Source organism: Pseudomonas auratipiscis (assembly GCF_036324085.1).
Lineage (GTDB): Bacteria > Pseudomonadota > Gammaproteobacteria > Pseudomonadales > Pseudomonadaceae > Aquipseudomonas > Aquipseudomonas auratipiscis.
This window is the reverse complement of record NZ_JAZDCU010000002.1, coordinates 259,979-286,911: the sequence shown is the minus strand read 5'-3', so window position 1 is coordinate 286,911 and position 26,933 is coordinate 259,979. Positions and strand designations below refer to the sequence as shown.

Annotated in this window: 28 protein-coding genes; 12 read left to right on the top strand and 16 right to left on the bottom strand. The window is 59.0% G+C overall.

All coding sequences use genetic code 11. The annotated features are described in order from the left end of the window. The first annotated feature begins 3 nt into the window (after nucleotides 1–3). The 5 genes from pstA to V0R60_RS03770 all read left to right on the top strand — a co-directional run bounded on the left by pstA (nucleotide 4) and on the right by V0R60_RS03770 (nucleotide 5,557). Nucleotides 4–1,674, top strand: coding sequence for a phosphate ABC transporter permease PstA (gene pstA, locus V0R60_RS03790; protein WP_330078835.1), 1,671 nt, complete (start codon nucleotides 4–6; stop codon nucleotides 1,672–1,674). A gap of 97 nt (nucleotides 1,675–1,771) precedes the next feature. Further along, entirely contained in the window at nucleotides 1,772–2,605 is an 834-nt protein-coding gene (gene pstB, locus V0R60_RS03785) for a phosphate ABC transporter ATP-binding protein PstB (RefSeq protein WP_136478774.1), read from the top strand. A gap of 90 nt (nucleotides 2,606–2,695) precedes the next feature. Continuing rightward, complete coding sequence (gene phoU / locus V0R60_RS03780; protein ID WP_136478773.1) at nucleotides 2,696–3,454, top strand: phosphate signaling complex protein PhoU; 759 nt, start codon at nucleotides 2,696–2,698, stop codon at nucleotides 3,452–3,454. A 162-nt stretch (nucleotides 3,455–3,616) separates the two neighbouring features. Continuing rightward, complete coding sequence (locus tag V0R60_RS03775) at nucleotides 3,617–4,513, top strand: response regulator (protein WP_136478772.1); 897 nt, start codon at nucleotides 3,617–3,619, stop codon at nucleotides 4,511–4,513. A gap of 147 nt (nucleotides 4,514–4,660) precedes the next feature. After that, nucleotides 4,661–5,557, top strand: a complete 897-nt coding sequence (locus tag V0R60_RS03770; protein WP_330078836.1) for a peptidoglycan DD-metalloendopeptidase family protein — start codon at nucleotides 4,661–4,663, stop codon at nucleotides 5,555–5,557. 6 nt (nucleotides 5,558–5,563) lie between these two features. Here V0R60_RS03770 and V0R60_RS03765 read toward each other — a convergent pair whose 3' ends face one another. The 3 genes from V0R60_RS03765 to phoB all read right to left on the bottom strand — a co-directional run bounded on the left by V0R60_RS03765 (nucleotide 5,564) and on the right by phoB (nucleotide 9,062). Next, a complete protein-coding gene (locus tag V0R60_RS03765) occupies nucleotides 5,564–6,904 on the bottom strand; it encodes a hemolysin family protein (protein WP_136478770.1) in 1,341 nt (446 codons plus the stop codon). 115 nt (nucleotides 6,905–7,019) lie between these two features. Then, nucleotides 7,020–8,330: a phosphate regulon sensor histidine kinase PhoR gene (gene phoR / locus V0R60_RS03760; protein WP_136478769.1), complete on the bottom strand. Its 1,311-nt coding sequence runs from the start codon at nucleotides 8,328–8,330 to the stop codon at nucleotides 7,020–7,022. Nucleotides 8,331–8,372: 42 nt separating this feature from the next. Continuing rightward, the gene (gene phoB / locus V0R60_RS03755; RefSeq protein WP_028942483.1) at nucleotides 8,373–9,062 is read right to left on the bottom strand and encodes a phosphate regulon transcriptional regulator PhoB; all 690 of its coding nucleotides are present in this window, start codon (nucleotides 9,060–9,062) and stop codon (nucleotides 8,373–8,375) included. A 146-nt stretch (nucleotides 9,063–9,208) separates the two neighbouring features. Here phoB and V0R60_RS03750 point away from each other — a divergent pair, with 146 nt between their 5' ends. After that, the gene (locus V0R60_RS03750) at nucleotides 9,209–9,580 is read left to right on the top strand and encodes a COG4315 family predicted lipoprotein (protein WP_136478768.1); all 372 of its coding nucleotides are present in this window, start codon (nucleotides 9,209–9,211) and stop codon (nucleotides 9,578–9,580) included. A gap of 71 nt (nucleotides 9,581–9,651) precedes the next feature. Here the strand turns inward: V0R60_RS03750 and ubiA are convergent, their stop codons facing one another. Both ubiA and V0R60_RS03740 read right to left on the bottom strand, forming a co-directional pair. After that, on the bottom strand, nucleotides 9,652–10,539 hold the full coding sequence (ubiA, locus tag V0R60_RS03745; RefSeq protein WP_136478767.1) for a 4-hydroxybenzoate octaprenyltransferase: 888 nt from the start codon (nucleotides 10,537–10,539) through the stop codon (nucleotides 9,652–9,654). Next, nucleotides 10,539–11,102 carry a chorismate--pyruvate lyase family protein gene (locus V0R60_RS03740; protein ID WP_330078837.1) on the bottom strand — a complete coding sequence of 188 codons (564 nt, stop codon included), beginning with the start codon at nucleotides 11,100–11,102 and terminating at the stop codon, nucleotides 10,539–10,541. Before V0R60_RS03740 ends, ubiA begins: the two co-directional genes overlap by 1 nt. 168 nt (nucleotides 11,103–11,270) lie before the next feature. Between V0R60_RS03740 and V0R60_RS03735 the strand changes: the two genes are divergently transcribed. The 5 genes from V0R60_RS03735 (at nucleotide 11,271) to V0R60_RS03715 (ending at nucleotide 14,145) form a co-directional block, all read left to right on the top strand. Beyond that, nucleotides 11,271–11,438, top strand: coding sequence for a rubredoxin (locus tag V0R60_RS03735; protein ID WP_136478765.1), 168 nt, complete (start codon nucleotides 11,271–11,273; stop codon nucleotides 11,436–11,438). A gap of 34 nt (nucleotides 11,439–11,472) precedes the next feature. Further along, nucleotides 11,473–12,621 carry an NAD(P)/FAD-dependent oxidoreductase gene (locus V0R60_RS03730; RefSeq protein WP_330078838.1) on the top strand — a complete coding sequence of 383 codons (1,149 nt, stop codon included), beginning with the start codon at nucleotides 11,473–11,475 and terminating at the stop codon, nucleotides 12,619–12,621. A gap of 188 nt (nucleotides 12,622–12,809) precedes the next feature. Further along, a complete protein-coding gene (locus V0R60_RS03725; protein ID WP_003213368.1) occupies nucleotides 12,810–13,085 on the top strand; it encodes an HU family DNA-binding protein in 276 nt (91 codons plus the stop codon). A gap of 154 nt (nucleotides 13,086–13,239) precedes the next feature. Next, a complete protein-coding gene (locus V0R60_RS03720; protein ID WP_136478763.1) occupies nucleotides 13,240–13,647 on the top strand; it encodes a hypothetical protein in 408 nt (135 codons plus the stop codon). Between the two features lie 123 nt (nucleotides 13,648–13,770). Then, nucleotides 13,771–14,145 carry a helicase gene (locus tag V0R60_RS03715; RefSeq protein ID WP_330078839.1) on the top strand — a complete coding sequence of 125 codons (375 nt, stop codon included), beginning with the start codon at nucleotides 13,771–13,773 and terminating at the stop codon, nucleotides 14,143–14,145. Nucleotides 14,146–14,168: 23 nt separating this feature from the next. Here V0R60_RS03715 and V0R60_RS03710 read toward each other — a convergent pair whose 3' ends face one another. The 6 genes from V0R60_RS03710 to exbB all read right to left on the bottom strand — a co-directional run bounded on the left by V0R60_RS03710 (nucleotide 14,169) and on the right by exbB (nucleotide 20,920). After that, nucleotides 14,169–15,569, bottom strand: a complete 1,401-nt coding sequence (locus V0R60_RS03710) for an aminoacyl-tRNA deacylase and HDOD domain-containing protein (protein WP_330078840.1) — start codon at nucleotides 15,567–15,569, stop codon at nucleotides 14,169–14,171. A 78-nt stretch (nucleotides 15,570–15,647) separates the two neighbouring features. Continuing rightward, a complete protein-coding gene (gene recG, locus V0R60_RS03705) occupies nucleotides 15,648–17,723 on the bottom strand; it encodes an ATP-dependent DNA helicase RecG (RefSeq protein WP_330078841.1) in 2,076 nt (691 codons plus the stop codon). A 9-nt stretch (nucleotides 17,724–17,732) separates the two neighbouring features. Continuing rightward, the gene (locus V0R60_RS03700) at nucleotides 17,733–18,653 is read right to left on the bottom strand and encodes a hydrogen peroxide-inducible genes activator (protein WP_136478759.1); all 921 of its coding nucleotides are present in this window, start codon (nucleotides 18,651–18,653) and stop codon (nucleotides 17,733–17,735) included. Nucleotides 18,654–18,746: 93 nt separating this feature from the next. After that, nucleotides 18,747–19,484 (bottom strand): energy transducer TonB, encoded by a 738-nt coding sequence (locus tag V0R60_RS03695; protein WP_136478758.1) that lies wholly within the window; start codon nucleotides 19,482–19,484, stop codon nucleotides 18,747–18,749. Next, on the bottom strand, nucleotides 19,481–19,906 hold the full coding sequence (gene exbD, locus V0R60_RS03690; protein WP_136478757.1) for a TonB system transport protein ExbD: 426 nt from the start codon (nucleotides 19,904–19,906) through the stop codon (nucleotides 19,481–19,483). The genes V0R60_RS03695 and exbD overlap by 4 nt, the downstream gene beginning before the upstream one ends. 3 nt (nucleotides 19,907–19,909) lie before the next feature. Further along, nucleotides 19,910–20,920, bottom strand: coding sequence for a tonB-system energizer ExbB (gene exbB, locus V0R60_RS03685; protein WP_330078842.1), 1,011 nt, complete (start codon nucleotides 20,918–20,920; stop codon nucleotides 19,910–19,912). A 196-nt stretch (nucleotides 20,921–21,116) separates the two neighbouring features. On the opposite strand from exbB, the gene V0R60_RS03680 reads away from it, so the two are divergent. Continuing rightward, nucleotides 21,117–21,974, top strand: a complete 858-nt coding sequence (locus tag V0R60_RS03680; protein WP_330078843.1) for an SDR family oxidoreductase — start codon at nucleotides 21,117–21,119, stop codon at nucleotides 21,972–21,974. 12 nt (nucleotides 21,975–21,986) lie between these two features. On the opposite strand, the gene V0R60_RS03675 is transcribed toward V0R60_RS03680, so the two are convergent. The 5 genes from V0R60_RS03675 to V0R60_RS03655 form a co-directional block, all read right to left on the bottom strand. Then, the gene (locus V0R60_RS03675) at nucleotides 21,987–22,712 is read right to left on the bottom strand and encodes a hypothetical protein (RefSeq protein ID WP_136478754.1); all 726 of its coding nucleotides are present in this window, start codon (nucleotides 22,710–22,712) and stop codon (nucleotides 21,987–21,989) included. 58 nt (nucleotides 22,713–22,770) lie between these two features. Then, nucleotides 22,771–23,151 (bottom strand): RidA family protein, encoded by a 381-nt coding sequence (locus tag V0R60_RS03670; RefSeq protein WP_038615925.1) that lies wholly within the window; start codon nucleotides 23,149–23,151, stop codon nucleotides 22,771–22,773. A 23-nt stretch (nucleotides 23,152–23,174) separates the two neighbouring features. Beyond that, entirely contained in the window at nucleotides 23,175–25,283 is a 2,109-nt protein-coding gene (gene spoT / locus V0R60_RS03665) for a bifunctional GTP diphosphokinase/guanosine-3',5'-bis pyrophosphate 3'-pyrophosphohydrolase (protein WP_136478753.1), read from the bottom strand. Nucleotides 25,284–25,343: 60 nt separating this feature from the next. Next, nucleotides 25,344–25,610: a DNA-directed RNA polymerase subunit omega gene (gene rpoZ / locus V0R60_RS03660; RefSeq protein WP_028942466.1), complete on the bottom strand. Its 267-nt coding sequence runs from the start codon at nucleotides 25,608–25,610 to the stop codon at nucleotides 25,344–25,346. 202 nt (nucleotides 25,611–25,812) lie between these two features. Beyond that, complete coding sequence (locus V0R60_RS03655) at nucleotides 25,813–26,691, bottom strand: LysR family transcriptional regulator (protein ID WP_330078844.1); 879 nt, start codon at nucleotides 26,689–26,691, stop codon at nucleotides 25,813–25,815. Nucleotides 26,692–26,933 lie beyond the last annotated feature (242 nt).

Below are 26,933 nucleotides of genomic sequence, written 5' to 3'. Positions count from 1 at the left end.
TCCGTGAAAAAGGATTCCCTCAAAAGCTGGTTCAAGAGCGGCGCCCCTGGCGTCTGGGTCAGCGGTGGCGCGGTCGCCATCGCGGTGATCATGACCATCGGTCTGCTCTCCGTGATCGCCGTGCGCGGCCTGGGCCACTTCTGGCCGGCCGACCTGATCCAGGCAACCTATAAGGTCCCGGGTCAGCCTGACCATGTAGTGGTCGGTGAAGTCGTACAGAAAGAAGAAGTGCCTCTGGCGCGTTTGAAAGGAGCTGGCTTGCCGGTTCCTGAAAATGGCCCGGAGTTCATGACGCGTGAGTTGATCAAGGTCGGTAACCGCGACCTCAATGGCAGTGACTTCACCTGGGTAGTAGGCGATTGGCTGACTGACCAGAAGACACCAGCGGAGCTGATTGCCCTTGAGCGACGCGAGTGGGGTAACTTTTACGGTTATCTGGTGAGCGTCAAGGAAAACGGCAAGGTCGTCGCCGAAGGCCAGGCTGCCTGGTCTGAACTGCAGACGCGCCTGAAGCGTGCCGATAAGCTGGCGGGCGAGCTGCAAAAGCTTGAGAAGAAGGACATTGGTGCCATTAACTACGGCCTTGAGCGCTTGCGTTTGCACGCTCGCAAGCTGGAACTAAATGGCAAGCTCGATGCCGCCGCCCAGGCAGACATGGACGCCGAACGCGCCGAGCTGAACAACCGCTACAAAGCGATTGAAGAGCGTTTGGGCAGCCTGCATCAGGACTTCGGTCGCGACAGCGTGGTCGTCAAAGACGGCAATGGTCGTGAAATCGAGATCAGCCTGGACAAGGTGGTTCACGCCTACCAGCCGAACGCCATGGGCAGCTTCACCAAGCTCGGTGTGTACTTCGCCAAGGTCTGGGAATTCCTCAGTGACGACCCGCGTGAAGCCAACACTGAAGGCGGGATCTTCCCGGCTATCTTCGGTACGGTGATGATGACCCTGATTATGGCCGTGATCGTCACGCCTTTTGGTGTACTCGCTGCGGTGTACCTGCGCGAATACGCTCGCCAGGGCCCGGTGACGCGTTTGATCCGTATCGCGGTGAACAACCTGGCTGGCGTACCGGCAATTGTCTACGGTGTGTTCGGCCTGGGCTTCTTCGTCTATGTATTGGGTGGCTCGCTCGACCGTTTGTTCTTCCCTGAAGCATTGCCAGCCCCAACGCTGGGGACTCCAGGCCTGCTCTGGGCCTCGCTGACCCTGGCCTTGCTGGCGGTGCCGGTGGTAATCGTGGCCACTGAAGAAGGCTTGGCGCGTATCCCTCGCACAGTGCGCGAAGGCTCGCTGGCGCTCGGTGCGACCAAGGCTGAGACCCTGTGGAAGATCGTGCTACCCATGGCCAGCCCGGCGATGATGACCGGGATGATTCTCGCCGTGGCGCGTGCTGCCGGTGAGGTGGCGCCGCTGATGCTGGTGGGTGTAGTGAAGCTGGCGCCATCGTTGCCAGTCGACGGTAACTACCCGTATCTGCACCTGGACCAGAAGATCATGCACCTGGGCTTCCACATTTATGACGTTGGCTTCCAGAGTCCTAACGTCGAGGCCGCGCGGCCGTTGGTGTACGCCACCGCGTTGCTGCTGGTGCTGGTCATCGCCACGCTCAACCTTTCGGCGGTATGGATTCGTAACCACCTGCGCGAGAAGTACAAGGCGCTGGATAGCTGATTGAAAGTCTTTAGCCATGAGCGGCAAGCTTCACGCCGCTTTTGCACAAACTTGCAGCGTGCAGCTTGAAGTCTGCTGCTACAAATGGAGTGAAACCATGCAACATGAAACCCATGCTCACGGTATCGATATGTCGGCCCTGGGCCGCACCAAGCAGAGCCTGCAATTGGCGGACGAAACCGTTGCCATCGAAGTGCCTGGCCTGAACCTGTTCTACGGTGACAAGCAAGCGCTGTTCGACGTTGGTATGAACATCCCAAAACAGCGCGTGACTGCGTTCATCGGGCCGTCCGGCTGTGGTAAATCCACGTTGTTGCGTACCTTCAACCGCATGAACGACCTGGTTGACGGTTGCCGCGTTGAAGGTGAAATCAACCTGTACGGCAACAACATCTACCGCAAGGGCGAAGACGTAGCTGAATTGCGCCGCCGCGTCGGTATGGTGTTTCAGAAGCCTAACCCGTTCCCCAAGACCATCTATGAAAACGTGGTCTATGGCCTGCGTATCCAGGGCATCAACAAGAAACGCGTGCTTGACGAGGCTGTGGAGTGGGCGCTCAAGGGCGCAGCGCTGTGGGATGAGGTCAAGGACCGCCTGCACGAGTCGGCACTGGGCTTGTCCGGTGGTCAGCAGCAGCGTCTGGTAATTGCCCGCACCATTGCCGTTGAACCTGAAGTACTGTTGCTCGACGAACCTTGCTCGGCACTCGACCCGATTTCGACGCTGAAGGTCGAAGAGCTGATCTACGAGCTGAAGTCCAAGTACACCATCGTCATCGTTACCCATAACATGCAGCAGGCGGCACGGGTTTCCGACTACACCGCGTTCATGTACATGGGCAAGTTGATCGAGTTTGGTGATACCGACACGCTGTTCACCAACCCGGCGAAGAAGCAGACCGAAGACTACATTACCGGCCGTTATGGCTAGTTTGCGGCGAACAGACAACGGTGCCCGGTATTACACGTATGACTTGAAGCTTGCAGGTTGAAGCTTGCAGCTTTTTCGCGGAGCGAAAGCATGATCAGTAAAGACAGCCTTACCCACCATATCTCCCAGCAGTTCAATGCCGAGCTCGAAGAGGTGCGCAGCCACCTCCTGGCAATGGGGGGCCTGGTCGAGAAGCAGGTCAATGACGCAGTAACCGCGCTGATCGAGGCCGACTCGGGCCTGGCTCAGCAGGTGCGTGAAGTCGATGAGCAGATCAACCAGATGGAGCGCAACATCGACGAAGAGTGCGTGCGAATTCTCGCCCGTCGCCAGCCGGCTGCTTCCGATCTGCGTCTGATCATCAGTATCTCCAAATCGGTCATCGACCTGGAGCGTATCGGTGACGAGTCGACCAAGATTGCCCGCCGCGCCATTCAGTTGTGTGAAGAGGGTGAGTCGCCCCGTGGTTACGTTGAAGTTCGTCACATTGGTGACCAGGTGCGCAACATGGTGCGTGATGCGTTGGATGCGTTCGCCCGTTTCGACGCCGACCTGGCGCTGTCGGTTGCTCAGTACGACAAGACCATCGATCGCGAGTACAAGACCGCGTTGCGTGAGCTGGTTACCTACATGATGGAAGACCCGCGCTCGATTTCGCGGGTACTCAGCGTGATCTGGGCCCTGCGTTCGCTTGAGCGGATCGGCGACCATGCACGCAACATTGCCGAGCTGGTGATTTACCTGGTGCGTGGTACCGACGTACGTCACCTGGGTCTGAAGCGGATGAAAGAAGAGGTCGAGGGCGGTAGCGAAAAGGCTAATGTTCCAGCCGAAGCTGACGATAAGTAAGACTGCCCCGAGAAGAACGCCCGGCCCTGGCCGGGCGTTTTCGTTTGTGGGGCGTGCACCTAAAGGCAGCCGCGAACCCAACCACGAGTCCCGGCGTGAGCCAATTTTTGGCAAATGGCCATCAGTCAGCGTTATGCTAGTCGGGATTCAATAGGAGTGGCGATGAGTAAAGTCAGTGTGTTGGTTGTGGATGATGCGCCGTTCATTCGCGATCTGGTGAAGAAGTGCCTGCGCAACTATTTCCCGGGAATTGTCATCGAAGACGCAGTCAACGGTCGCAAGGCCCAGACATTGCTGTCGCGCCAAGCCTTTGACCTGGTCCTGTGCGACTGGGAAATGCCAGAAATGTCCGGCCTGGAATTGTTGACCTGGTGTCGCCAGCAAGAGTCGCTGAAGGCACTGCCGTTCATCATGGTGACCAGCCGTGGCGACAAGGAAAACGTGGTGCAGGCGATTCAGGCTGGTGTGTCCGACTTCGTCGGCAAGCCGTTCACCAACGAGCAACTGTTGACCAAAGTGAAGAAGGCCCTGACCAAGGTCGGTAAGCTCGATACGTTGCTGGCCAGTGCCCCGACCCGCGCTACTTCCGCCTTTGCCAACGACTCGTTGAGCGCACTGACCGGTGGACGTGCCGAATCAGTGAAAGCCTCGGCGCCGGTTGCGCCGGTGGTGGCTGCCCAGCCGCTCGTCAGTGCCCCTAGACCGACCGCCGCCGCACCTGCTGGTCGTGGTCAGGGTCAACTGCGCTTGCCTAGCGGGGTGCAGCCCTGCGTGATCAAAGCGCTGAGCCTCAAGGAGGCGTTGCTGGTGGTGCGCCGGGGTGAAACCCTGCCACAGGTACTCGAAGGCGCCGTACTCGACCTGGAGCAGGGCGAGAACGCCGAGATTGCCCGACTCAATGGCTATTTGCATGCTGTTGCGGCGTTGGAGCCCAAGCCGGACAGCGATTGGTTGCAGCTGACTTTCAAATTCGTTGATCAGGATGCGCAGAAACTCGATTACCTCTCGCGGCTGATCGCTCGCGGTACAGCGCAGAAGCACTTCGTTCCAGGCGCCTAATCATACCGCCGATCGCCAGGCTGATAGGTGGATGTCGATCAGTACACCACTCGTCTCCTGGCACGGCGCTGAAACACTCTCGCCATTCCTCTGCTGAAATTCGCTGCTAGGCTTCGACAGATATCAACTGTCATAAAGCCACTAGTCATGCCTGCACGCTCGCTACTGTTTTGTGCCTTGCTCATGGCTTGTGGCCCGGCACTGGCCTCGACGCTCTACAAAAGCACCGATCCCTACGGGGTGGTTTCTTATTCCGATCGTCCGCTAGCGGGCACCAAGGCCTTCGTCTTCGGTGAGCGGATGGTCGAGCAATTGGAAGGCCAGGTGAAACTGCATGCCATCAAGTTCGCTACGGGAGTGAGCTTCAGCGCCCGCAATGACACCTTTGCGCCGGTGGAAGTCGAACTGCGGCTGGAGCGCCTTGGCAATGCCAAGGGTGCTGGTACGCGGCTGGTACGTCGCGTGGTGCCTGCCCGTGCAGCGGTGTTGCTGACAATAGTCAACGCACAGAAACCGGACCAGCCGGTGAGTTATCAAGAGAAGTTCTCCTACGCACTGGGGAATCCTGGGCAGCGTTATCAGGCGTTTCGGTATCCGTTGCCGTGGCGCGGCGGGCCGTTCCATTTAACTCAAGGCCCAAATGGGCGCTACAGTCACTTCGGCCCCAAAGGACGCTATGCGATGGACATCGCGATGCCGGAAGGCACGCCAATCATCGCCTCGCGGGCAGGCATAGTGATCAAGACCGAGAACAGTCAGAGCGGGCGTGGCACTCACCCAGCAGGCAATTACGTGCGGATTCTGCACGACGACGGCACCATGGGCGTCTATCTGCACCTGATGCGTGGTTCTGTGGTGGTGCGGGAGGGCCAGCAAGTGGTGTACGGGACCGCTCTGGCGAAATCCGGCAACACCGGTAACAGCACGGGCCCGCATCTGCACTTTGTTGTGCAGCGCAACGTCGGGCTCGAGCTTGTATCCATTCCTTACCAGTTCAATCAGCCTGTCGCTGGGTTGCCGAACTTTACTGCCGGCAACCCATAAGGCGACTCAATCGAGTTTGAGTACCTTCGCCAGGACGATTTTCGGGCCTTTCATCTTCTTGATGATGATGCGCAGGCCCTCGACTTCCATCTGCTCTTCTTCTTCAGGGACGCGTTTGAGAGTCTCGTACACCAGGCCGGCAAGGGTTTCGGCCTCGATGTGATCCAGATCCACGCCCAACAGACGCTCGACCTTGAACAACGGCGTGTCGCCACGAACCAGCAACTTGCCTGGCTGGTAGGCGAGGATGCCGCGTTCGGCCTTGCGGTGCTCGTCCTGGATGTCTCCTACCAGCACCTCCAGCACGTCTTCCATGGTCAGGTAGCCGATCACCTTGCCGTCAGCTTCTTCAACCAGGGCAAAGTGCGCTCCGCCCTTGCGGAACTGTTCGAGCAGATGCGACAGCGGCATGTGTCGGGACACGCGCTCCAGCGGTCGGGTCAGCTCGGCGAGATTGAACGACTCGGGGATATGCTCCAGATCGGCCAGCTCCAGCAGCAGATCCTTGATGTGCAACAGGCCGACGAACTCACCGCGCTGGGCGTCGAACACTGGGTAGCGGCTGAACTTGTGCCGACGGAACATCGCCAGGATTTCTTTAAGCGGTGCATGTGCTTCCAGGCAGACCATGTCCTCACGGGAGTTGGCCCAGTCGACCACTTCCAGCTCGCCCATTTCCACCGCAGAAGCCAGAACACGCATGCCCTGGTCGCTAGGGTCCTGGCCGCGGCTGGAGTGCAGGATCAGCTTCAACTCATCGCGGCTGTAGTGATGTTCGTGGTGCGGGCCGGGTTCACCTTGGCCGGCAATACGCAAAATGGCGTTGGCGCTGGCGTTGAGCAGGTAAATAGCCGGGTACATTGCCCAGTAGAACAGATACAGCGGTACTGCAGTCCACAGCGACAACAGCTCGGGTTTGCGAATGGCCCAGGACTTGGGCGCCAGCTCACCCACCACGATGTGCAGGTAAGAGATCACGAAGAAGGCACTGAAGAACGACACGGCCTTGATGACTTCCGGCGACTGCACGCCGATAGCCGCCAGCAAAGGCTCGAGCAAGTGGGCGAAAGCAGGCTCACCGACCCAGCCCAGGCCCAGCGAGGCGAGGGTGATACCCAACTGGCAGGCGGAAAGATAGGCGTCTAACTGGTTGTGTACGGTGCGCAGGATTTGCCCACGCCAGCCATGCTGCACGGCAATCGACTCGACCTTTGTCGAACGCAATTTGACCATGGCGAACTCGGCAGCAACGAAAAATCCGTTGAGCAGTACCAGCAGCAGAGCAAAAAGAATCATGCCGAAATCGGCAAAAAGTGAGGCGAAGCTAATACCAGGGGATGGGTCCATGATGGGGTTTTACGGGGTCCGTCATTTGAAAATAGGAAGAAATGCTGTGCCAGCATTCGCTGGCACAAGTCCGCCAATGTAGCGGGTGAGGGCGCAATTGCCTAGTGGCGAACCTTCAGGCGGACGTGCGCTGGGCAATCTGGGTGGGCGCGAAATGACAGGTAAAGGTGCTGCCATGGCCTGGCACGCTACTGATCTCAAGACGTGCGCGGTGGCGCAAGAGTACGTGCTTGACGATCGCCAGACCAAGACCGGTACCGCCAGTATTTGAGGCTCGACTGGAGTCGACCCGATAAAAACGTTCGGTCAGACGTGGCAGGTGCTTGGCATCAATTCCAATCCCCGAGTCTTGAACGCTCAAGTGCGCTCCGTGTTCGTCAGCCCACCAGCGGATGCGGATCTGCCCTTCATCCTGTGTGTACTTGACGGCATTGAAGACCAGATTGGAGAAGGCGCTGCGCAACTCCGCCTCACTGCCTTTGAGACGGATGCCGGGGGCGGCTTCCAGCGTGATGCGCTGGTTGCGTTGACCCGACAGCGCCTGGGCATCGTTCTTGATCGTTTGCAGTAATGGCTCTACGGCCACTGGCTGGTTGTCGGAGGGGTAGTCCGTGGCCTCAAGCTTGGCCAACAGCAGCAGGTCGTTGAGCAGGGTCTGCATGCGCACGCCTTGTTGCTGCATCTGCTGCAGCGCCCGGACCCAGCGCGGATTCACTTGCTCGACGTTGTCGAGCAAGGTTTCCAGATAGCCGGCAATGACGGTCAACGGCGTGCGTAGCTCATGGGAGACGTTGGCTACGAAGTCCTTACGCATCTGTTCGAGCTGATGGATAAGGGTCACATCGCGAACCAGCATCAGGTGTTCATTGTTGCCATACCGGGTGATATGCAGCTGCACGCGCAGGCGGTCGTTGATCGGTGACGGAATTTCCAGCGGTTCGACGTAGTTCTCCTGTTCGAAGTACTCCTTGAAGCGCGGGTGGCGAACCAGGTTGGTCACCGGTTGACCGCTGTCCTGTGGGGTTTTCAGGCCAAGCAGGGTTTCCGCAGCACGGTTCCACCATTCCAGGTTGCCGTCACTGTCGAGCATGATCACCGCATCCTTGAGGGCCGCGGTGGACTCCTGCACGCGATCGATCACTGCCTGCAGGCGGCCACGCACGCGTTGGTCGCGGCGTTGCAAGTGATAAATGCTGTCGAACACCTCGCCCCACAAGCCGTAGCCATCGGGAGGTGCCTCATCGGGCTTGTGCAGGCGTAGCCACTCGTGCAGGCGTAGCAACTGCTTGAGTGTCCAGCCCAGGTAAAGCGCCAGGCCAAGGGCCAGGCTCCAGCCGTAATAGCCACTGATCAAACCAACCAGCAGGCAGGCGGTAATCAACAGCAACATGTGGCGAATCAGGGTGCCATGCCAGTTCTGGTTCAATTAACGATGCGTCCTTTCCTATACCTTGGCCTGATTATCGATTCAGCTCTTGGTCGAGAAGCGATAACCGGTCCCACGCACGGTTTGTACCAGATTCTCGTAAGCCTCACCCAGTGCCTTGCGCAGACGGCGAATATGCACATCAACCGTGCGCTCTTCGACATAGACATTGCCGCCCCAGACCTGGTCGAGCAATTGGCCACGTGTGTAGGCACGTTCCTGGTGGGTCATGAAGAATTGCAGCAAGCGATATTCGGTCGGCCCCATTTCAGCAGGTTTGCCGTCAATGGTGACCCGGTGGCTGATGGGATCGAGCAGCAAGCCGCCGACTTCAATTGGCGCTTCGCCGTCGCTCGGACCTGCACGGCGCAGCACGGCCTTCAGGCGAGCTACCAATTCGCGAGGTGAGAAGGGCTTGGTGATGTAGTCATCAGCGCCCACTTCAAGACCCTGGATCTTGTTGTCTTCCTCACCCTTGGCGGTGAGCATGATGATCGGGATATCGCCGGTCAGCTCGTCGCGCTTGAGGCGTCGGGCCAGCTCGATGCCAGAGGTGCCCGGGAGCATCCAGTCAAGCAGGATAAGGTCCGGTTTACGGTCGACGATGATGGCGTGGGCCTGCTGGGAGTTTTCTGCTTCCAGGCAGTCATAGCCGGCCATCTCCAATGCAACGGCGATCATTTCGCGAATTGGCGCTTCGTCGTCAACGATGAGAATGTTTCTGCCAACCATGCTTAAACCTCTTCCATTTAAGGTGTCTTGGCCCGCATTAGATAACGGAATTATTGCAGTCGTGTGACAAGTCGTGGGCGATAGCAGCAACATTCTGTTACTGGGCTAGGCTTACATTCCCTCTCCCGAGAAACATGGTGGATCCAATGACACGACATACGCTGAACTGGATGGCGCTTTTCACTGCAGTGGCACTGGCCTTGCCGGGAATCGCTTCCGCCCATCATGCCATGATGAAAGATGGTGTGATGGTCGACCATGCAGGCATGACGCTTTATACCTTCGACAAGGACTCGGGCGGAAAATCCATGTGCAACGATGAGTGCGCCAAGAACTGGCCGCCGTTGCTGGTCAAAGATGGTGATATGGCCGAAGAGGGGTGGACGCAGATCAAGCGCGATGACGGCTCAATGCAATGGGCTTACAAAGGTAAGCCGGTCTACACCTTCATCAAGGACAAGAAAGGCGGGGATATGACGGGTGATGGCATGAAGGATGTGTGGCATGTGATCAAGTAACCGCGACGTTGATCATGGGGTACGCCCGCTCCCACTGCTGCTCGGTTGGGAGTAGGCTTGCCCTGCGCTGGTCAGAAACTGTAGTCCAGCACAATCCCCACGAATATCAGCAGCCCAGCCCAGTGGTTGTGCAAAAACGCTTTGAAGCAGGACTCGCGGTCGAGGTTGCGCGTCGACCAGAACTCCCAGACAAAGCACAGCAACGCTGCCATCAGGCCCAGATGGAACCAGCCGCCCAATTCGAAGCGCAAGCCAGCCAGCAACAGGCAGCCCAGCGACAGCACCTGCAAGGTCAGGATGATGACTCGATCAGCTTCGCCAAACAGAATGGCAGTGGATTTCACCCCAATCTTCAGATCGTCATCGCGATCGACCATGGCGTAGTAGGTGTCATAACCCACTGTCCACAGCAAGTTGGCAATGTATAGCAGCCAAGCGATGGCCGGCAGCTCGCCGTTAGCGGCGGTGAAGGCCATGGGAATGCCCCAGGAATACGCGGCTCCGAGCACTACTTGTGGATAGTAGGTGTAGCGCTTCATGAACGGATAGCACGCCGCTAGCGCCACGGCGCCGAATGACAGCCACACGGTCTTGGTGTTGGTGCACAACACCAGCAGGAAGCTGGCGCCCACTAGCACGGCAAACAATACCAGTGCTTCGCGGGCATTGATTCTGCCCGCGGCGAGCGGGCGGTCCGCTGTGCGTTTGACGTGGCCATCGACCTTGCGGTCGGCGAAATCGTTGATAGCGCAACCGGCCGCACGCATCATCACCACACCGAGGGTGAAAATCAGCACGTTGGCCAGGGTTGGCATGCCCTTGGCGGCAATCCACACAGCCGAAAGTGTTGGCCAAAGCAGCAGATAAATGCCGATCGGCCGATCCATGCGGCTGAGTTGGATAAAATCCCAGGCCCTTGGGTGCAGGCGATTGAGCGACTTGAGCAGTTGCAGGTACATCAGCGGATCTCCCCGGCAATCTCGGTAGCCTGCCACAGTGAAGGCAGGAAGACTTCGGCGACCAATATGCTCAGCGCGTCACGGTCGAAGCGTGAGCGCCGTCCCCAGAGCGTGTCGCTGGCGTCGATTGTCGGCAGCCAGGCCTTGGGGTAATGACAAACTTCAATGGCGCGGCGGGTGAAGGCATGGTCGCAGAACAGCAGTTCCCCCAGGGAGCGACTGCCCAACGCTTCCATATCCAGGCCGCCGCTTTCCAGAGCGCTCCGTGCGGCGACGCTTCGGGCGAACACCCAGGCCTGGCCGTGGCCTCGCAAATACACTTCGCGTACCCAGCCTTCGCTTTTCGGGGCCAGGTCTAATGCCTGGCACTCGTCATCACGCAGCGGCTGCCATCCTTCATAAAGGGGTGTAACGGAAAAGTGGTCGGCGGATAATCGAGTCAGGCGACGGGTCAGAGATCCTTGATCGAACAACCAGTCCAGAAGCGCGGGCGTTGCGCTGTCTGCTACCTGAGAGTGCTGCAACCATTCTGCAGCGGGCGCTTGCAACGTTTCGTACGACACGATGGTATGGATTAACAGGCCAAAGAGACGGCGAGCTTAGCATGATTGCCCGATCCGGCTTGCATGCTGGCACCTGGCTCCAGTACAAAGCCCTTCCTTAGATGGTCGCCAGTGTAATTTTGTCTAGAGCGGCCACTCCAAAGCCTGAATTCGTTGAGGAAAAGCGTGATGAAAAAGTGGCAGTGTATTGTTTGCGGTCTGATCTACGATGAGGCCGAGGGCTGGCCGGATGACGGCATTGCTCCTGGCACACGCTGGGAAGATGTTCCGCAGGACTGGCTGTGTCCGGACTGTGGCGTAGGCAAGATGGACTTCGAAATGATCGCTATCGGCTGATCATTTTTCAATCAAGACTCGAGGAAAGCATGGCATGACGGCTCCAGTGGTAATTGTCGGAACAGGATTGGCGGGGTACAACCTGGCCCGCGAATTTCGTAAGCTCGACGGCGATTCGCCGCTGCTACTGATTACCGCCGATGATGGCCGCTCCTACTCAAAACCAATGCTTTCCACCGGCTTTGCCAAGAACAAAGACGCAGCTGGGTTGAGCATGGCCGAACCCGGAGCCATGGCCGAGCAGCTCAACGCCGAAGTACGCACCCACACCCGTATCAGCGGAATCGACCCAGGTCACAAGCGCCTGTGGATTGGTGAGGAACAGGTTATCTACCGCGACCTGATTCTGGCTTGGGGTGCGCAAACCGTGCAGGTTCCGGTTGAAGGCGATGCCGGTGACGCGATTTTTCCGATCAACGACCTTGAGGACTACGCTCGTTTTCGCACGGCTGCCGCGGGCAAGCAGCGGGTGTTGATTTTGGGCGCCGGGCTGATCGGCTGTGAGTTTGCCAATGACATGAGCCTGGGAGGCTTCCAGGTGGATTTGGTGGCACCCTGTGAGCAGGTGATGCCGACTCTATTGCATCCGGCTGCCGCAGCCGCCGTGCAAGCCGGCCTGGAAGGGTTGGGGGTGCGCCTGCACCTGGGACCGGTGCTGACCCGGCTGCAGCGGGTTGGCGCCGGCCTTGAGGCGCACCTGTCCGACGGCCAGGTCATCGCATGCGATCTGGTGGTCTCTGCTGTCGGCTTGCGTCCGCGTATCGATATGGCCGCTGCTGCTGGCTTGCAGGTCAACCGAGGTGTGGTGGTCGACCGACAGTTGCGCACCTCCCATGCCAACATCTACGCCCTGGGCGACTGCGCTGAAGTCGATGGGTTGAATCTGCTTTATGTCATGCCGCTGATGAGTTGCGCGCGCGCCTTGGCGCAAACCTTGGTAGGCAACCCCACCGCGGTTGCCTATGGCCCCATGCCGGTGACGGTGAAAACCCCCGCTTGCCCGTTGGTGGTATCTGTGCCGCCTCATGGTCGTGAAGGGACCTGGCACGTTGAAGGCCAGGGCATCGACCTCAAAGTGCTTTGTCACGATGCTGAGGGCAATCTGCTGGGCTATGCCCTTACGGGCTCGGCAGTCATGGAAAAGCTGGCTCTAAATCGGCAACTTCCAGCGCTTATGGCGTAAACGGCCTGCATTCTGTCGGATTACCCCTGTGTTTGCGTGAACAATGGCCGCCCAGAGACTGGCGCGGCCTCTGACGGCATGCCATTCTCACTCCCGTCTGCCGCAGTTTAGAGCCTGCGGTGCCTTGGGCGCTGCTTGCGAAGAGCAGCACGGCATAAAAACAAAAAACCGTCTAAGAGGCTTCACCTATGCGCAAACCAGAACTCGCCGCAGCTATCGCTGAAAAGGCCGATCTCACCAAAGAGCAAGCCAATCGCGTGCTCAACGCCGTTCTCGAAGAAATCACTGGCGCACTGCACCGCAAAGACAGTGTGACTCTGGTCGGATTTGGCACTTTTCTGCAACGTCACCGCGGTGCTCGCACTGGCAAAAACCCGCAAACCGGTGAACCTGTCAAAATCAAAGCCAGCAATACTGTTGCGTTCAAGCCAGGCAAGTCCCTGAAGGACAGCGTCAATCCTTGATGCCTCGCATGGATTGATTGCATTGGAAGACGGGTACCCACGCGGTGCCCGTTTTCATTACCGCTGTCAGGCAGCGGACCACGTCCAAGGAGGGACGCAAGATGCGCTGCACGACTTCGAACGCCAAGGCGGCGGTTCGCGACAGGGGTGCCCTATGATCCGGCGCCGTCTTCTGCTCAATTTCGCTCTGCACACCTTGGCATGTGTGCTCTTTGTACTGCTCAACGATTACGCGGTCAGCTACTACAAACAGAATTTTGGCGGTTTCACCGCCCGCGGCGTGGCTGCTGGTATGGTCGCCTGGGGGGCCTGGTATTTGCTGATGATCTTCAGCATTCCTATCGCCATGATCATGCGCTTGCGTGTTCGTATCTTGCTGACGCTGGCCCAGGCTGCGTTGATCCTCTATTGGTTGATGCCCGAGCACCCGGTACGCGCGCTGTTTTATGCCAGCCTAAATGGCAGCCTGACCTTGATGGCGGTGCTATTAAGCGAGGGCATCGGGCGGCGTTTGAAGCCCTTTGTCAGCACTCAGGCGCAGGCTAGAATTGCCGGGTTGTGATCAGGATTGGCCCTGTTACAAAGCAAATTGCCTTGATCTTCGCGAAATGAGTAGCAAAGTATGGTGTTTTTATAGCGAGACTATAAACTGCTTCGCCAGTCACTTTTTAGCCGAGGCGCGCAAATGAAGTTTCGCTTTCTCCTTTGGGCCATGGGGCTGTTGATGGCCAAGGCCAGCCGCAAGAACCCTGCGTTCCAGCAACAATTGGTCGACAAGGACCTGGTGTTCCAGCTGCAGACGCTGGATGGCAAGGTTGCACGTCACTTCATCGTCAAAGACATGCGTATCGGCAGTCGCTCGGGCACTCATCCCCAGCCGGCGTTTGCCATTGCCTTCAAAGATTCGGCCTACGGCTTTGCCACCTTGCAAGCGAAGAACAAGCAATTGGCATTCATGCAGGGGATTCAGGAAAAAAACATCCAGATCAAGGGCAACCCGGCGCTGGTCATCTGGTTCCAGGGGCTTATGAAGTACCTGAAGCCGAAGAAAAAGGCCTGACCCCGCAGGGACAGGCCACAGGCTTAGTGGTGATTGAATTGCGAGGCCAGCTCGCGCAACAGCGCTTCGGCCTCCAGTACTTTGTTCACCACATCTGCCGCTTTTTCGCGGGATATGTTCAGGCGTTCCAGCAATTCGTCCGGGATTGATTCATCCGGGCCCGAACCTATGCCGCGAGTGCGCAACAGGCGTACAGCCAGGCACGCCAGGTTCGGGAACGCGGCATGGTCGCCGGCGTAGTACGGGTCGTGCTGAAAGCGTAGTGCCGTGGACAGCTCTTCGGGCATATCCCAATAACGCATCAGCCAGGCGCCAATCTGCTCGCGGCTGATGCCTAGCAGGTGCTGTTCGACATAGCTGTGGCACAGGTGCGGGTTGACCTCCAGATGGCGGCAGATCAGCGAGAAGTGCGGCGGAAACACATGCGCCAGCAGCAGGTAGCCGAAGTTGTGCAGCAGCCCGGCCAGGTAGGTCAGCCCGGCTTCCGGGCGCTCGGCACGGGGCATGGCACGGGTCAGCCCTTCAATCACGGCAGCGGTGTAGATCGACTGTTGCCAGTAGGGCGTGGTGTCCTGTGGGTGATCCTTGGGCAGGCTCAGGGTTTTGCCCAGCGCGAGTCCCAGTGCCAGGTTGATCACCAGATCAAAGCCCAGCACACGGACGATAGCGTCCTCCACTGAACGAATCTTGCCCGGAGAGGCGTAGTAAGGCGAAGCAGCCCAACTGACCACTTGCGCAGCCAGCGCCGGGTCCGTTTCGACGACGCCGGTAATATCGTCGATGGTGGCGTTGGGATCGACGCGTAGCTTGATGATCTTCTGCGCGGTTTCAGCCAGAGGCGGAATTTCGATGGTGCTTTCCAGGCGTTGCTGGATACGGCGCGCGGTGAAGGCCTGGACCGCCTGAGTGATCTCGTCGCGATCATCGATCGGACGATCGAGGTTCGGACGAATACTGCTCAGGGGCTCACCAAAGCTGCCGGCACTGGCCTTGCTGAGCATCTTCTTGAAATCGTCACGTTCGATCTCCAGCAACAACCCTGCTTCGCCGGAATGAATCAGCAACTTTTCTGGCTTGAGCAGGCTCTCCTCGTAGAGGCAAGGTGAGCTGGTAAGCGCAGGAATGCCAGGCAGGAGCTTCAGGCCGTGCTTGTCGAGCATCAGCTTGAGGCGGTCCAGGGGCACGGCAGCAAGCTTGCGACCAGTCAGCTCGGTCAGGCGGTTGAGGTCCAGCAACTGATTTTGCGCAAACAACACCATCAGCGCGCCCACGGCGTCGTCGAGCAGGACAGCCTGTACCTTGCGCTCTGGCAGCAGGTTTGGATGGTCCAGCACTTCACCATAGGCGATGCCAAGCTTTTCCAGCAGCAGCCGGATAACAGGCGGAGCGTGGGGGATTGCGGTGTCCAGGGCAACTTCAGTCATGGCCTGCATCCAGAAATTTTATAATCGCAAGAGTATAACCAGCTTGTGTCGCAAGATGGATCCATTCTGAGACGGACGTCACACTTGTCCGTACTGCTGCCCATGTCGCAGCCAACGCTCGAGCAACGGGCTGACATGACCTGGCCAGCGCGCCAGCAGCGTCTGCGCAGCGTCTCTCACTGCGGGTAACAGGTCTGCGTCACGCATCAGGTCGGCGACCTTGAACTGCAACAGGCCAGTCTGACGAGTGCCAAGCATTTCCCCAGGCCCACGCAGCTCCAGGTCTTTCTCGGCAATGATGAAGCCGTCATTGGTTTCACGCATGATGCCCAGACGCTCGCGCCCGATCTGTGAAAGCGGCGGATGGTAAAGCAGGACACAATGGCTTACTGCACTGCCTCGACCCACCCGGCCGCGCAACTGGTGGAGTTGCGCAAGACCAAGACGCTCCGGGTTTTCGATGATCATCAAACTGGCATTGGGAACATCCACCCCGACCTCGATCACCGTGGTGGCGACCAGCAATTGCAGGTTGCCCTGTTTGAACTCGGCCATGATCGCGGCTTTCTCCGCAGGTTTCAGACGCCCGTGGATCAAGCCGACGCGTAATTCACCCAAGGCACTGCCTAGCTCCTCGAAGGTTGTTTCGGCAGCCTGGCAGGTTAGCTCTTCAGACTCTTCGATCAGGGTGCACACCCAATAGGCCTGACGCCCTTCAGCGCAGGCAGCACGTACCCGCTCGACCACTTCGAAACGTCGACTGTCAGCAACCAGTACGGTATTGACCGGTGTGCGCCCGGGCGGCAACTCATCGAGAATAGAGGTATCCAGATCGGCATAGGCGCTCATTGCCAAGGTGCGCGGGATAGGTGTAGCCGTCATGATCAACTGATGAGGGCACAACTGACCGCCTACGCCTTTTTGTCGCAGGGCCAGGCGCTGTTGAACACCGAAACGGTGCTGTTCATCGATGATCGCCAGGGCCAGGTTCTTGAACTTCACCTCTTCCTGAAACAGCGCATGAGTGCCCACCACCATTGGCGCGCCTCCGGCAATTTGCTCCAGAGCGCTGGCGCGGGCTTTGCCCTTGAGTTTGCCAGCCAGCCAGGCGACTTCGATGCCAAGTGGCTCAAGCCAGCGCTTGAAAGTAATGAAGTGCTGCTCGGCGAGAATCTCGGTGGGCGCCATCAATGCCACTTGATAGCCGGCCTCGAGCGCCTGCAGGGCTGCCAGCGCAGCCACTACGGTCTTGCCCGCGCCCACATCACCCTGGACCAGGCGCAGCATCGGTTCCGGCTGGCTAAGGTCGTAGGCAATCTCGTTGCCGACCCGTTGCTGGGCGCCAGTGGGTGCGAAGCCGAGATTGGCCAGGTACTGCGCGGGCAAATGGGTGGCTTTGGGCAGCGCCGGAGCGCGTTGAGCGCGCAGGCTCTCGCGCAACCGTTGTTGGGACAACTGATGGGTCAACAGCTCTTCGAACGCCAGGCGGTGCTGGGCCCAATGCTGGCCTTCGGCAAGTTCATCGACATCGGCATCGGCGGGTGGATGATGCAGATAGCGGATCGCATCGTCCAAGGGTGCCAGTTGGTAGTCACGCGCCAGTTCTGGCGGGAGCCAGTCTGGCAGGCTGCGTGGGCCGAGCATGGCCAGGCTCTGCTGGCACAGCTGGCGCAGCCGTTGCTGGGTCAGGCCTTCGGTGGTTGGGTAGATCGGCGTCAGGGTTTGCTCCACCAGAGCAGGCTCGTCGCCGGTCAGGGCGCGGTACTCAGGGTGGTAGATTTCCAGTCCCGATGCGCCAGGGCGGGCTTCACCGTAGCAGCGCAGGTGCGTACCCCGTTTGAGGCCTTCTTTCTGCGCATTGCTGAAGTGGTAGAAGCGCAGGCTCAGCACGCCGGTTCCGTCACCCAGGCGAACCAGTAGGCTGCGGCGCTTGCCCATCACCACATCCGTGCCGCTGACGACACCCTCGATCACCGCATCCTGACCAGGACGCAGGGCGCCAATCGGGACCACACGGGTGCGGTCCTGATAGCGCAACGGCAAGTGAAAAAGTACGTCCTGAAGGTTTTCCAGTCCGACCTTGGCCAGCTTTTCAGCCATGGCTTCGCCGACACCCTTGAGTGCGGTTACCGAAACCTGAGACAACTCCGGCATATCAGCTTCCTACTGACTCGCAGATGGCTTGGCCACCGAGCACAGGCGGATGGAGTCGGCAAGAATCTCGATCGCCTTGGGCCGCGGAAAGCTGGCGCGCCAGGCAATCGCCACCGTGCGAAACGGTGCCGGTGGGCTCAGTGGGCGCACTTCGAGCACTCCAGGCGCATAGTGATGGCTATGCACTGCCGACAACGGCAGGATCGATACACCAAGGCCCGAGGCCACCATATGGCGGATGGTTTCCAGCGAGCTGGACTCAACCGTGGTGTGCTTGGCGCCGTCGCTACCTTTTGTCAGGGTTGGGCAGGCTTCCAGCACCTGGTCACGGAAGCAATGGCCTTCGCCCAACAGCAGCAGGCTCTTGTCGTTGAGCAGGCTGGAATCGATGGTCTGCTTCTTGGTCCAGGGGTGTTCGCTGGGCATCAGCACATAGAAAGGTTCATCGTACAACGGCAAGGTCAGGACATCGGCTTCGTTGAACGGCAAGGCAATGATCACTGCGTCCAGCTCACCGTTGCGCAACTTGTCGCGCAGGATGTGAGTGAAGTTCTCTTCGATGTACAACGGCATCTGCGGTGCGACACGGTGCAGTTGCGGGATCAGGTGTGGGAACAGATACGGGCCTACCGTGTAGATCGCACCGACTTTCAGCGGAGCGGTCAGTTGGTTCTTGCCTGCCTGGGCCAGCTCGCGGATACCTTGAGCCTGTTCGAGAACTTTTTGAGCCTGAGCGACGATTCCTTCGCCAACCGGGGTCAGGCGAACAGCGCTTTTGCTGCGCTCGAAGATCAATACACCGAGCTCGTCCTCAAGTTTTTTCACGCCCACCGACAGGGTCGGCTGGCTGACATGACAGCGCTCGGCCGCGTGGCCGAAGTGCTGTTCTTGAGCGAGGGTGACGATGTAGCGCAATTCTGTGAGGGTCATAACGGGCGTCCATGAATTTGCGGCCCCAGCATAGCGGCTGCAATCGATAGACGCACGTTATCAGAGTTGCCCGTTTGTGACAGAAACAATGCGTCAGCGCTTATCCAGCGAGTAGACGAATGGCGCGATCACTTCGATGCTGCCGTTGTTGAGCAATTCCTTGGGCGGTGGTGGTACGGGTTGAGCACGACGGATCATCTCCAGGGTTGCTCTGTCCAGTGCCGCACTTCCCGAACCGCCAGCCAGGGCGTAGGAGAGTATCTTGCCCTCGCCATCGACTACGAAGCGCAAACGGTTGATACCTTCCATGCGCATGCGCCGAGCGTTCTCCGGATAGCGCTTGTACTTGGCCAAGTGGCGCAACAGGTCGCTCTGCCAGGTTGGCAAGGCATTGCTGTTGGTGGCGATGCTTGGAGCAGGCGCTGCGGATTTCTGCGCTGGCGCGTTACTTGGCGGCGTGTCGACCACTTGCTCGTCGGTAGGCTTGTCTTGTGGCGGCTCAGGCTTCTTCTCAGGCTTGGGCGGCTGCGGTTTGGCCTTCGGCTTGACTTGCTTGGCAACGGCGATCTTCGGCTTCGGTGCCTCAGCCAGTTTCGGCAGCGGCAATTCTTCGACCGGCGCTGGCGGCTGAGGCGGAGTCACTACCTTGGGCGGTGGTGGTGGAGCAGGTACCGGCAGCGGTGCCATCTCGATCATCATCGCCGCAGGCGGTAATTCGATCGCTTGGGGTACCGACCAATTGAGCGTCAGCAGCACGGCAATGGCATGGATACCCAGCACAATCGCCAGACTACTGCTGTAACGCGCCAGCTTATGCCGCGTCTTGATCATTTCTTGGCTGCCGTCTCAAGCCCGACCAGACCGACTTTCAGGTAACCGGCCGCGCGCAGCGTATTCATGACTTCCATCAGATCGCCGTAGTCCACGCCTTTGTCGGCCTGGAAGAAGATCGTCGTGTCCTTGTCGCCTTTAGTCTTGGCATCGAGCAGCGCGCCGAGTTGCTCGCGCTGGACCTGCTCTTCACCGACGTAGACATTCTGGTCAGCCTTGACGCTGAGGAAGATTGGTTTCTCCGGTCTCGGTGCCGGTTTGGCGGTAGAGGCTGGTAGGTCGACCTTGATATCAACGGTTGCCAGAGGCGCTGCCACCATGAAGATGATCAGCAGGACCAACATCACATCGATAAACGGTGTGACGTTGATTTCGTGGTTCTCGGCGAGGTCATCGCCACCTTCGTTAAGATGCAGGCCCATGGCTTACCCCACTTTCACCATGTGAGGCGCGCTGGCGCGGTCACTTGGCTGGTGGTCCAGATCACGGCTGACCAGCAGCAGCACTTCTGCCGAAGCATCGGATACCTGTGCCTTGTACCCAGCGATGGAGCGGGCGAAGACGTTGTAGATAACCACGGCCGGAATCGCTGCGACCAGGCCCAACGCTGTAGCCAGCAGGGCTTCGGCAATACCTGGAGCAACTACCGCCAGGTTGGTGGTCTGGGTTTTGGCGATGCCGATGAAGCTGTTCATGATGCCCCACACGGTACCGAACAGACCGACAAACGGTGCGGTGGAACCAATGGTGGCCAGTACGCCGGTGCCGCTGCTCATGTTGCGGCCGCTGGCCGCTACCAGGCGCTCAAGACGGAAGCTGACGCGTTCCTTGATGCCTTCTTTTTCGCGGGTATTGGCCGAAAGGCGCATTTCATCAAGGGCATCGTGGACCAACAGGTGCGCCAAAGTGCCTTCCTTGTTGGCGCCATCGCTGGCTTCCTTGAGGGTGGTGGCCTTTTTCAGGGCGGCAATTTCGCCACGCAGACGACGCTTGGCGCCCAGCAGTTCGAAGCCCTTGGCGATCCAGATGGTCCAGGTAATGATCGAGGCAATCGCCAAGCCGATCATGACTATCTTGACCACGATGTCGGCGTTTTTGTACATGCCCCATGGCGATAGGTCATGGGCCATGCCCAGGCTGGTTTCTTCAACCAGGGCTTGTTCACCGGTGTCCGGGACTTGGCCGTCTACGGGGGCCACTGTCGGTGCTGCAGCCGGATCGACAGGTGCTGCAGCTTGCTCGCCGTCAGTTGCAGGCGCGGCGGCAGGTGCAGCAGCGGGTGCGGCAGCTGGGGCAACGGCAGCAGGTGTGGTGGGTGCATTGACAGGCTCATCGGCCATGACGGCGGGGGCCAGTACCAGGCTGAACATCAGCGCGGCAATGGCGCGCCATACGCGCGGCGTGGTTGGCGAAGCGGAAGGTTGAATACGTGTCATGCTGGCCGGACCTGATGAAGAAGAAAGAGTTGGATGTCCTTCAAGGCCTCGAGACGGGCCGAGAACAAAATTTGGGCGGCCATTATTGCAAGTAATTCTTGTTAGCAGAAGTAATAAAGTTACTTTTTTTCTATCATAGCTAGCCGCCTATCGATTTGTTTGGATAGGCTGGACCTTTGATTTGCGGAGTTTCGAGATGTCTGCGCCATCAGTTCTTATTGTCGGTTGTGGTGATGTGGGTAGCCGCTTGGCCAAGCAGATGCTGGCTTGTGGCTGGCAAGTGAGCGGCCTGCGTCGCAATGTCGAGCTGTTGCCCACTGGGGTCAAAGGGGTGGCTGCCGATCTCTTTGACCGTCGCTGTCCCGACACCTGGCCTGAGGTGGCGCCGGATTATCTGGTGTATTGCGCGGCAGCTAGCCAGCACGACGAAGCAGGGTATCAGGCCGCTTATGTCGAGGGCTTGCAGCACGTTCTCGGTTGGTTGGCAGCGAACGAGCAAAAGCCGCGGCGCTTGCTCTTCGTGTCCAGTAGCAGTGTGCATGCCCAGCAGAATGGTGAGTGGGTCGATGAAACGTCGGCGACCGAGCCGCAAGGTTACTCGGGTACGGTCATGCTGGAGGCGGAAAAACTGGCGCTGGCCAGCGCTATCCCGGCCTCGATTGTGCGCCTTACAGGAATTTACGGGCCAGGGCGTGAATGGCTATTGAGCCAGGTGCGTCAGGGATACCGAGTAACCGAAGAGCCTCCACTGTACGCCAATCGGATTCACGCCGACGATGCCGCGGGTCTGCTCGCCTTTCTGCTCAAGGCCGATACCCAGGGGCGTACCTTGGACGATTGCTACATCGGTGTGGACGACGCGCCAGCACCTTTGGCCGAAGTGGTGGCATGGTTGCGGCAATACATGGGCGTAACGCAGTGGTCTGAGCAGGAGCGGGTGCGTCGTACCGGTAGCAAGCGCTGCAGTAACGCTCGTGCCCGGGCATTGGGCTGGGAGCCACAGTACCCGAGCTACAAGGAAGGCTACGCCGCAATCCTGGGCGATAAAGCCTGAGGCGCTAACCGATCAGTCGCGCTCGAGCAGCCATTGGCGAGCGCCTGGAGTGAGCTGCGGTTTCTCATCCGGCTGAGCGCTGTTGAGCGCCTGCAGAATTTCCAACTGATCACCGTTACGTTTGAAGATCCAGGGCGCGCCTTTCTGATTGCGCTCCAGCCACAGGCTGTCGTATGCGCCGCTCATGTCGGCGCAGTCGCCAGCCAGGCAAAGCGCGTAGCGGTCCAGATTGGGCAAGCCTTCAACGCTGCCATTGTCGCGAAAACGTACCTGGGCGCCTTGGCCTGGGCCTTCAATGATTTTCCACTCACCACCCATGTAGGCGCTGTACAGGGCCTGCTCGAAGGTAGTGCCGGTACGTGCTCCCATTGGCGCAGGCGTGCGCGCCTTCTCGAAGCGTTGTGGCGGGGTGGATTTTTGCACCAGCTCATTACCGTCCAGCTCCAGGGTTTCGACCTGGTCGCCAGGGAATTCAGCCTGGTACTGCTTCTCTCCAGCCTTGAGCTGGCCTTTAGCGATTTCGAAGCCATTGTCGAAGCTGGCCTGGGCCGCCGCAATATTGAGCTTCCACTCAAAATTGGGGCCGTTGTCTTGCAGCGCCTGGCGCAGGCTGACGCCTTTGGCGGCGGTGTCGATGGCTTTCTGGTTGATCCAGATACCGTTGTAATCTTCAGGTTTGTGGCTAGCGCAGCCGCCGAGCAGTGCGGCAGCCAGGGTCAGGGCGAGCGCGTGACGCATAGCGGGGTCCTTTCCGGGGCAAAGCGGGGCGAGCCGGGCGACTCGCCACGCGAGGGTATTACTCGAGGACCAGAATCGCGTCCATTTCAACCTGCGAGCCGCGCGGCAGGGCGGCAACGCCAATGGCGGCGCGGGCAGGGTATGGCTGTTCGAAGTACTTGCCCATGATCTCGTTGACCTTGGCGAAGTGGCTCAGGTCGGTCAGGAAGATGTTCAGCTTGACGATGTCCTTGAACGAACCGCCAGCGGCTTCAGCAACAGCCTTGAGGTTTTCGAAGACCTGTACGGTCTGGGCTTCGAAGCCTTCAACCAGTTCCATGGTTTTCGGGTCCAGAGGGATCTGGCCGGACATGTACACAGTGTTGCCGGCCTTGATTGCCTGGGAGTAGGTGCCGATGGCGGCTGGGGCCTTGTCACTGGTGATGACGGTCTTGGTCATGATGATTCCTTGCTGTTATTGGGCTACGTGCGCATGCGGGTGATGCGAATCACCCCGGTCAGGGCGCGCAGTTTTTTGATCACACGGGCCAGGTGCACGCGGTCGTGTACGCTTACCACCAGTTGGACCACGCTGATGCGACCATCGCGTTCATCCATGCTGATTTTTTCAATGTTGCCGTCGGCGGCATTGACGCTACTGGCGAGCAGGGCGATCAGGCCGCGCTGGTGTTCCAGCTCGACGCGCAGTTCGACGTTGAACTCGCCGGTGACATCCTTGGCCCAGGACAGCTGTACGCATTTTTCCGGGTTGTGACGGATTTCACTGATATTCCGGCAGTTCTCAAGGTGCACGACCATGCCTTTGCCCGCAGACAAGTGGCCAACGATCGGATCACCCGGGATGGGGGTGCAGCACTTGGCGTAGCTGAGTACCAGGCCTTCGGTTCCGCGAATGGCCAGTGGTCCTTCTGGAGTCGAGAGCTGTTCGCCTTCTGTAGAGAGCAGGCGGCGGGCAACGACATAAGCCATGCGATTGCCCAGGCCGATGTCTTCGAGCATGTCCTCGATCTGCTCCAGGCGATATTCGCTGAGCATGGCCTGGACGCGTTCCTGAGGGATTTTGTCCAGTGCACTGTCGAAGCCATTCAGCACCTTGTTCAGCAGGCGTTCGCCCAGGCTGATGGACTCGGAACGGCGTTGCAGTTTGAGAGCGTGGCGAATATGCGTGCGGGCCTTACCGGTGACCACGAAATTGAGCCAGGCAGGATTAGGCCGCGCGCCGGGGGCGCTGACGATCTCGACCGTCGAACCGCTCTGCAAAGGTTCGGACAGCGGTGCCAGGCGCCGATTGATTCGGCAGGCGATGCAACTGTTGCCGACGTCGGTGTGTACCGCGTAAGCAAAATCGACCGCGGTGGAGCCTTTGGGCAGCTCCATGATGCGGCCCTTGGGCGTGAACACGTAGACCTCGTCCGGGAACAGGTCGATCTTCACGCTTTCGATGAATTCCAAGGAGTTGCCAGCCCGTTGCTGCATTTCCAGCACGCCTTTGACCCACTGGCGGGCACGGGCATGGGTGCCTTTGGGCTGCTCGTCGTCGCTGGACTTGTACAGCCAGTGGGCAGCAATGCCGTTGTTGGCCATCTCTTCCATTTCGCGGGTGCGAATCTGGATCTCGATTGGCACGCCGTGCATACCGAACAAGGTGGTATGCAGCGACTGGTAGCCGTTGGCCTTGGGAATCGCAATGTAGTCCTTGAAACGCCCCGGCAGTGGCTTGTACAGGTTGTGCACGGCGCCGAGTACGCGGTAGCAGGTGTCTACCTTGTCGACAATGATGCGAAACGCATAGACATCCATGATCTCGTTGAAGGCGCGGCGTTTGCCACGCATCTTCTTGTAGATGCCATAGAGATGTTTCTGCCGGCCGCTGACTTCGCCTTCGATGCCGTCGACAGCTAGGCAGTGGGCGAGCGACTCTTCGATCTTGTTGACCAGTTCCTTGCGGTTGCCGCGGGCCCGCTTGACGGCTTGGTAGATGCGCGCAGAGCGCATCGGGTGCATAGCCTTGAAGCCCAGGTCTTCGAACTCCACGCGCACGCTGTGCATACCCAGGCGATTGGCGATGGGTGCGTAGATTTCCAGGGTTTCCTTGGCTATGCGTCGGCGTTTTTCGCCTGACAGCACCTCGAGTGTGCGCATGTTGTGCAGGCGGTCGGCGAGCTTGACCAGAATTACGCGGATATCCCGGGCCATGGCCATGGCCATTTTCTGGAAGTTTTCCGCCTGGGCTTCGGCCTTGGTCTCGAAGTTCATCTGAGTCAGCTTGCTGACTCCATCGACCAGCTCGGCCACCGTCTCGCCAAACTGCGAGCTGAGGGCTTCCTTGGCGATGCCGGTGTCTTCGATCACGTCATGAAGCATGGCCGCCATCAGGCTTTGATGGTCCATGTGCATGTCGGCGAGGATGCTAGCCACCGCCAGCGGATGCGTGACGTAAGGCTCACCGCTACGACGGCGTTGGCCGTCGTGGGCTTGTTCGGCGTAGAAATACGCTCGGCGTACCAGGTTGACCTGATCTGGGCCGAGGTAGGTCGACAGACGATCGGCGAGGGCGTCTATGCTCGGCACAGGATTACCTCCTGCCGAGGAAAGGGGACCTGCGCCGTACTACGTCGACCAGGCATGGGCTTAGACGGCCTCGTTGGCCTCTTCCTCACTGCCGAAGGCGAAAGCGGGCTCGACTTCGACAATGGATTCGGCAGCGATGAACTCAGGGGTGCAGATGCCTTCAGCGATTTCACGCAGTGCAACGACGGTAGGTTTGTCGTTTTCCCATGCCACTTTCGGCTCTTTGCCGCCGGTGGCCAGCTGACGGGCACGCTTGGTAGAGAGCATGACCAGCTCAAAACGGTTATCCACGTGTTCTAGGCAGTCTTCAACGGTTACGCGGGCCATGGTCTTCCTCAAGTAGCAAATGCGGTGTTCAGCCCAAATGGGCGAGCGGACTCGATAGTTTAAAAAATCACCAGCCTTTAGGGAAGCGCTGATTTCGTTTCGGGTCCTTATTGCCCTGACGATACCTAGATAGGGGGCTCTAGCACAACCGTCTTGTATCGGTTGCAATCGAATATGCCCAGACGGGAGGCGCGCCGCGATACTACTGGCGACTCAAGGCATCGCGCAGGCGCGGGGTAAGTTCGTCGAACAAGGTCTGCACCGAGCGCAACGCACGGCAATCAGGACGTGTCAGCAGCCATAACTCGGTATCGCAGCCGGGCAAGGCATCGCTCAATGCTTCGACGCCTGGCAGGGTATGGGCCATGTAGTCGGGCAGGGCGGCCACGCCCAGGCCAGCGGTTACCAGCTGCGCAATGGCAGAGATGCTGCTGCACTTATAACGCGGGTTCACAGCGGGTAGGTGCTCGCTGCGCCAGACCACAGTGGAGTGGTCCTGCATGGTGTCGTCCGGGGCAATCCACGGCAGGCTGGCCGGGATTTGTTTAAGTTTTTCCCGATATTCCTCGCGGCCACACACCACGTAGGAAGCTGAACCGAGGCAGCGGCCAACCAAGTGCTCAGGTGGCGAGTTGGTCAGGCGTAAAGCGAGATCGGCATCGCGTCGACTCAGGTTGGCGAAGGTGTTGGAGGTTGCCAGCTCCAGCGACAACGCCGGGTAGGCTGGCATGAACTCGGCCAGTGCTGGCAGCAATAGGCTGTGCAATACGGCATCGGTACAGGTCAGGCGCACGGTGCCGCTAACCACCTGTTCACCGTGTTCCAGTGCTACCCGGGCAGCATCCAGAGCTTGTTCGGCACGCTCGGCCTGCTCGGCCAGGGCCTGAGCCGTGCCTGTAGGGATATAGCCCTTGCGGCTTTTTACAAATAACGCGGTACCCAGGGCAGCTTCCATGCGCCGAATCGAGCGAAATACCGTCGAAACATCAACCCGCAGTAGCTCTGCGGCTTTTGCCAGTGAGCGCCCGCGTACCAGGGCGAGTACCAGCGAGAGGTCGGCGTGACTGATCTGATATTGCATGGGTGCACTCTTTGCTTGCCTAAATGCCAATGTCTGTTGCGCTAGGGCCATTCTATAGTGAGCCAGCAGTCGTGAATCAACTCGCGGCGTTGTCAGGATGTGGAACGTGAGTCCCAGATGGCATCGCCCTGCAGTTCCCCACGATGGGACTACTTAAAAGAACAAACTAAACCATCGCCGCTCTCAGTAGCGCCGCAGTACCTCCTTCACAATCGTTCGATAAAAGATCAAAGGATGCCTAG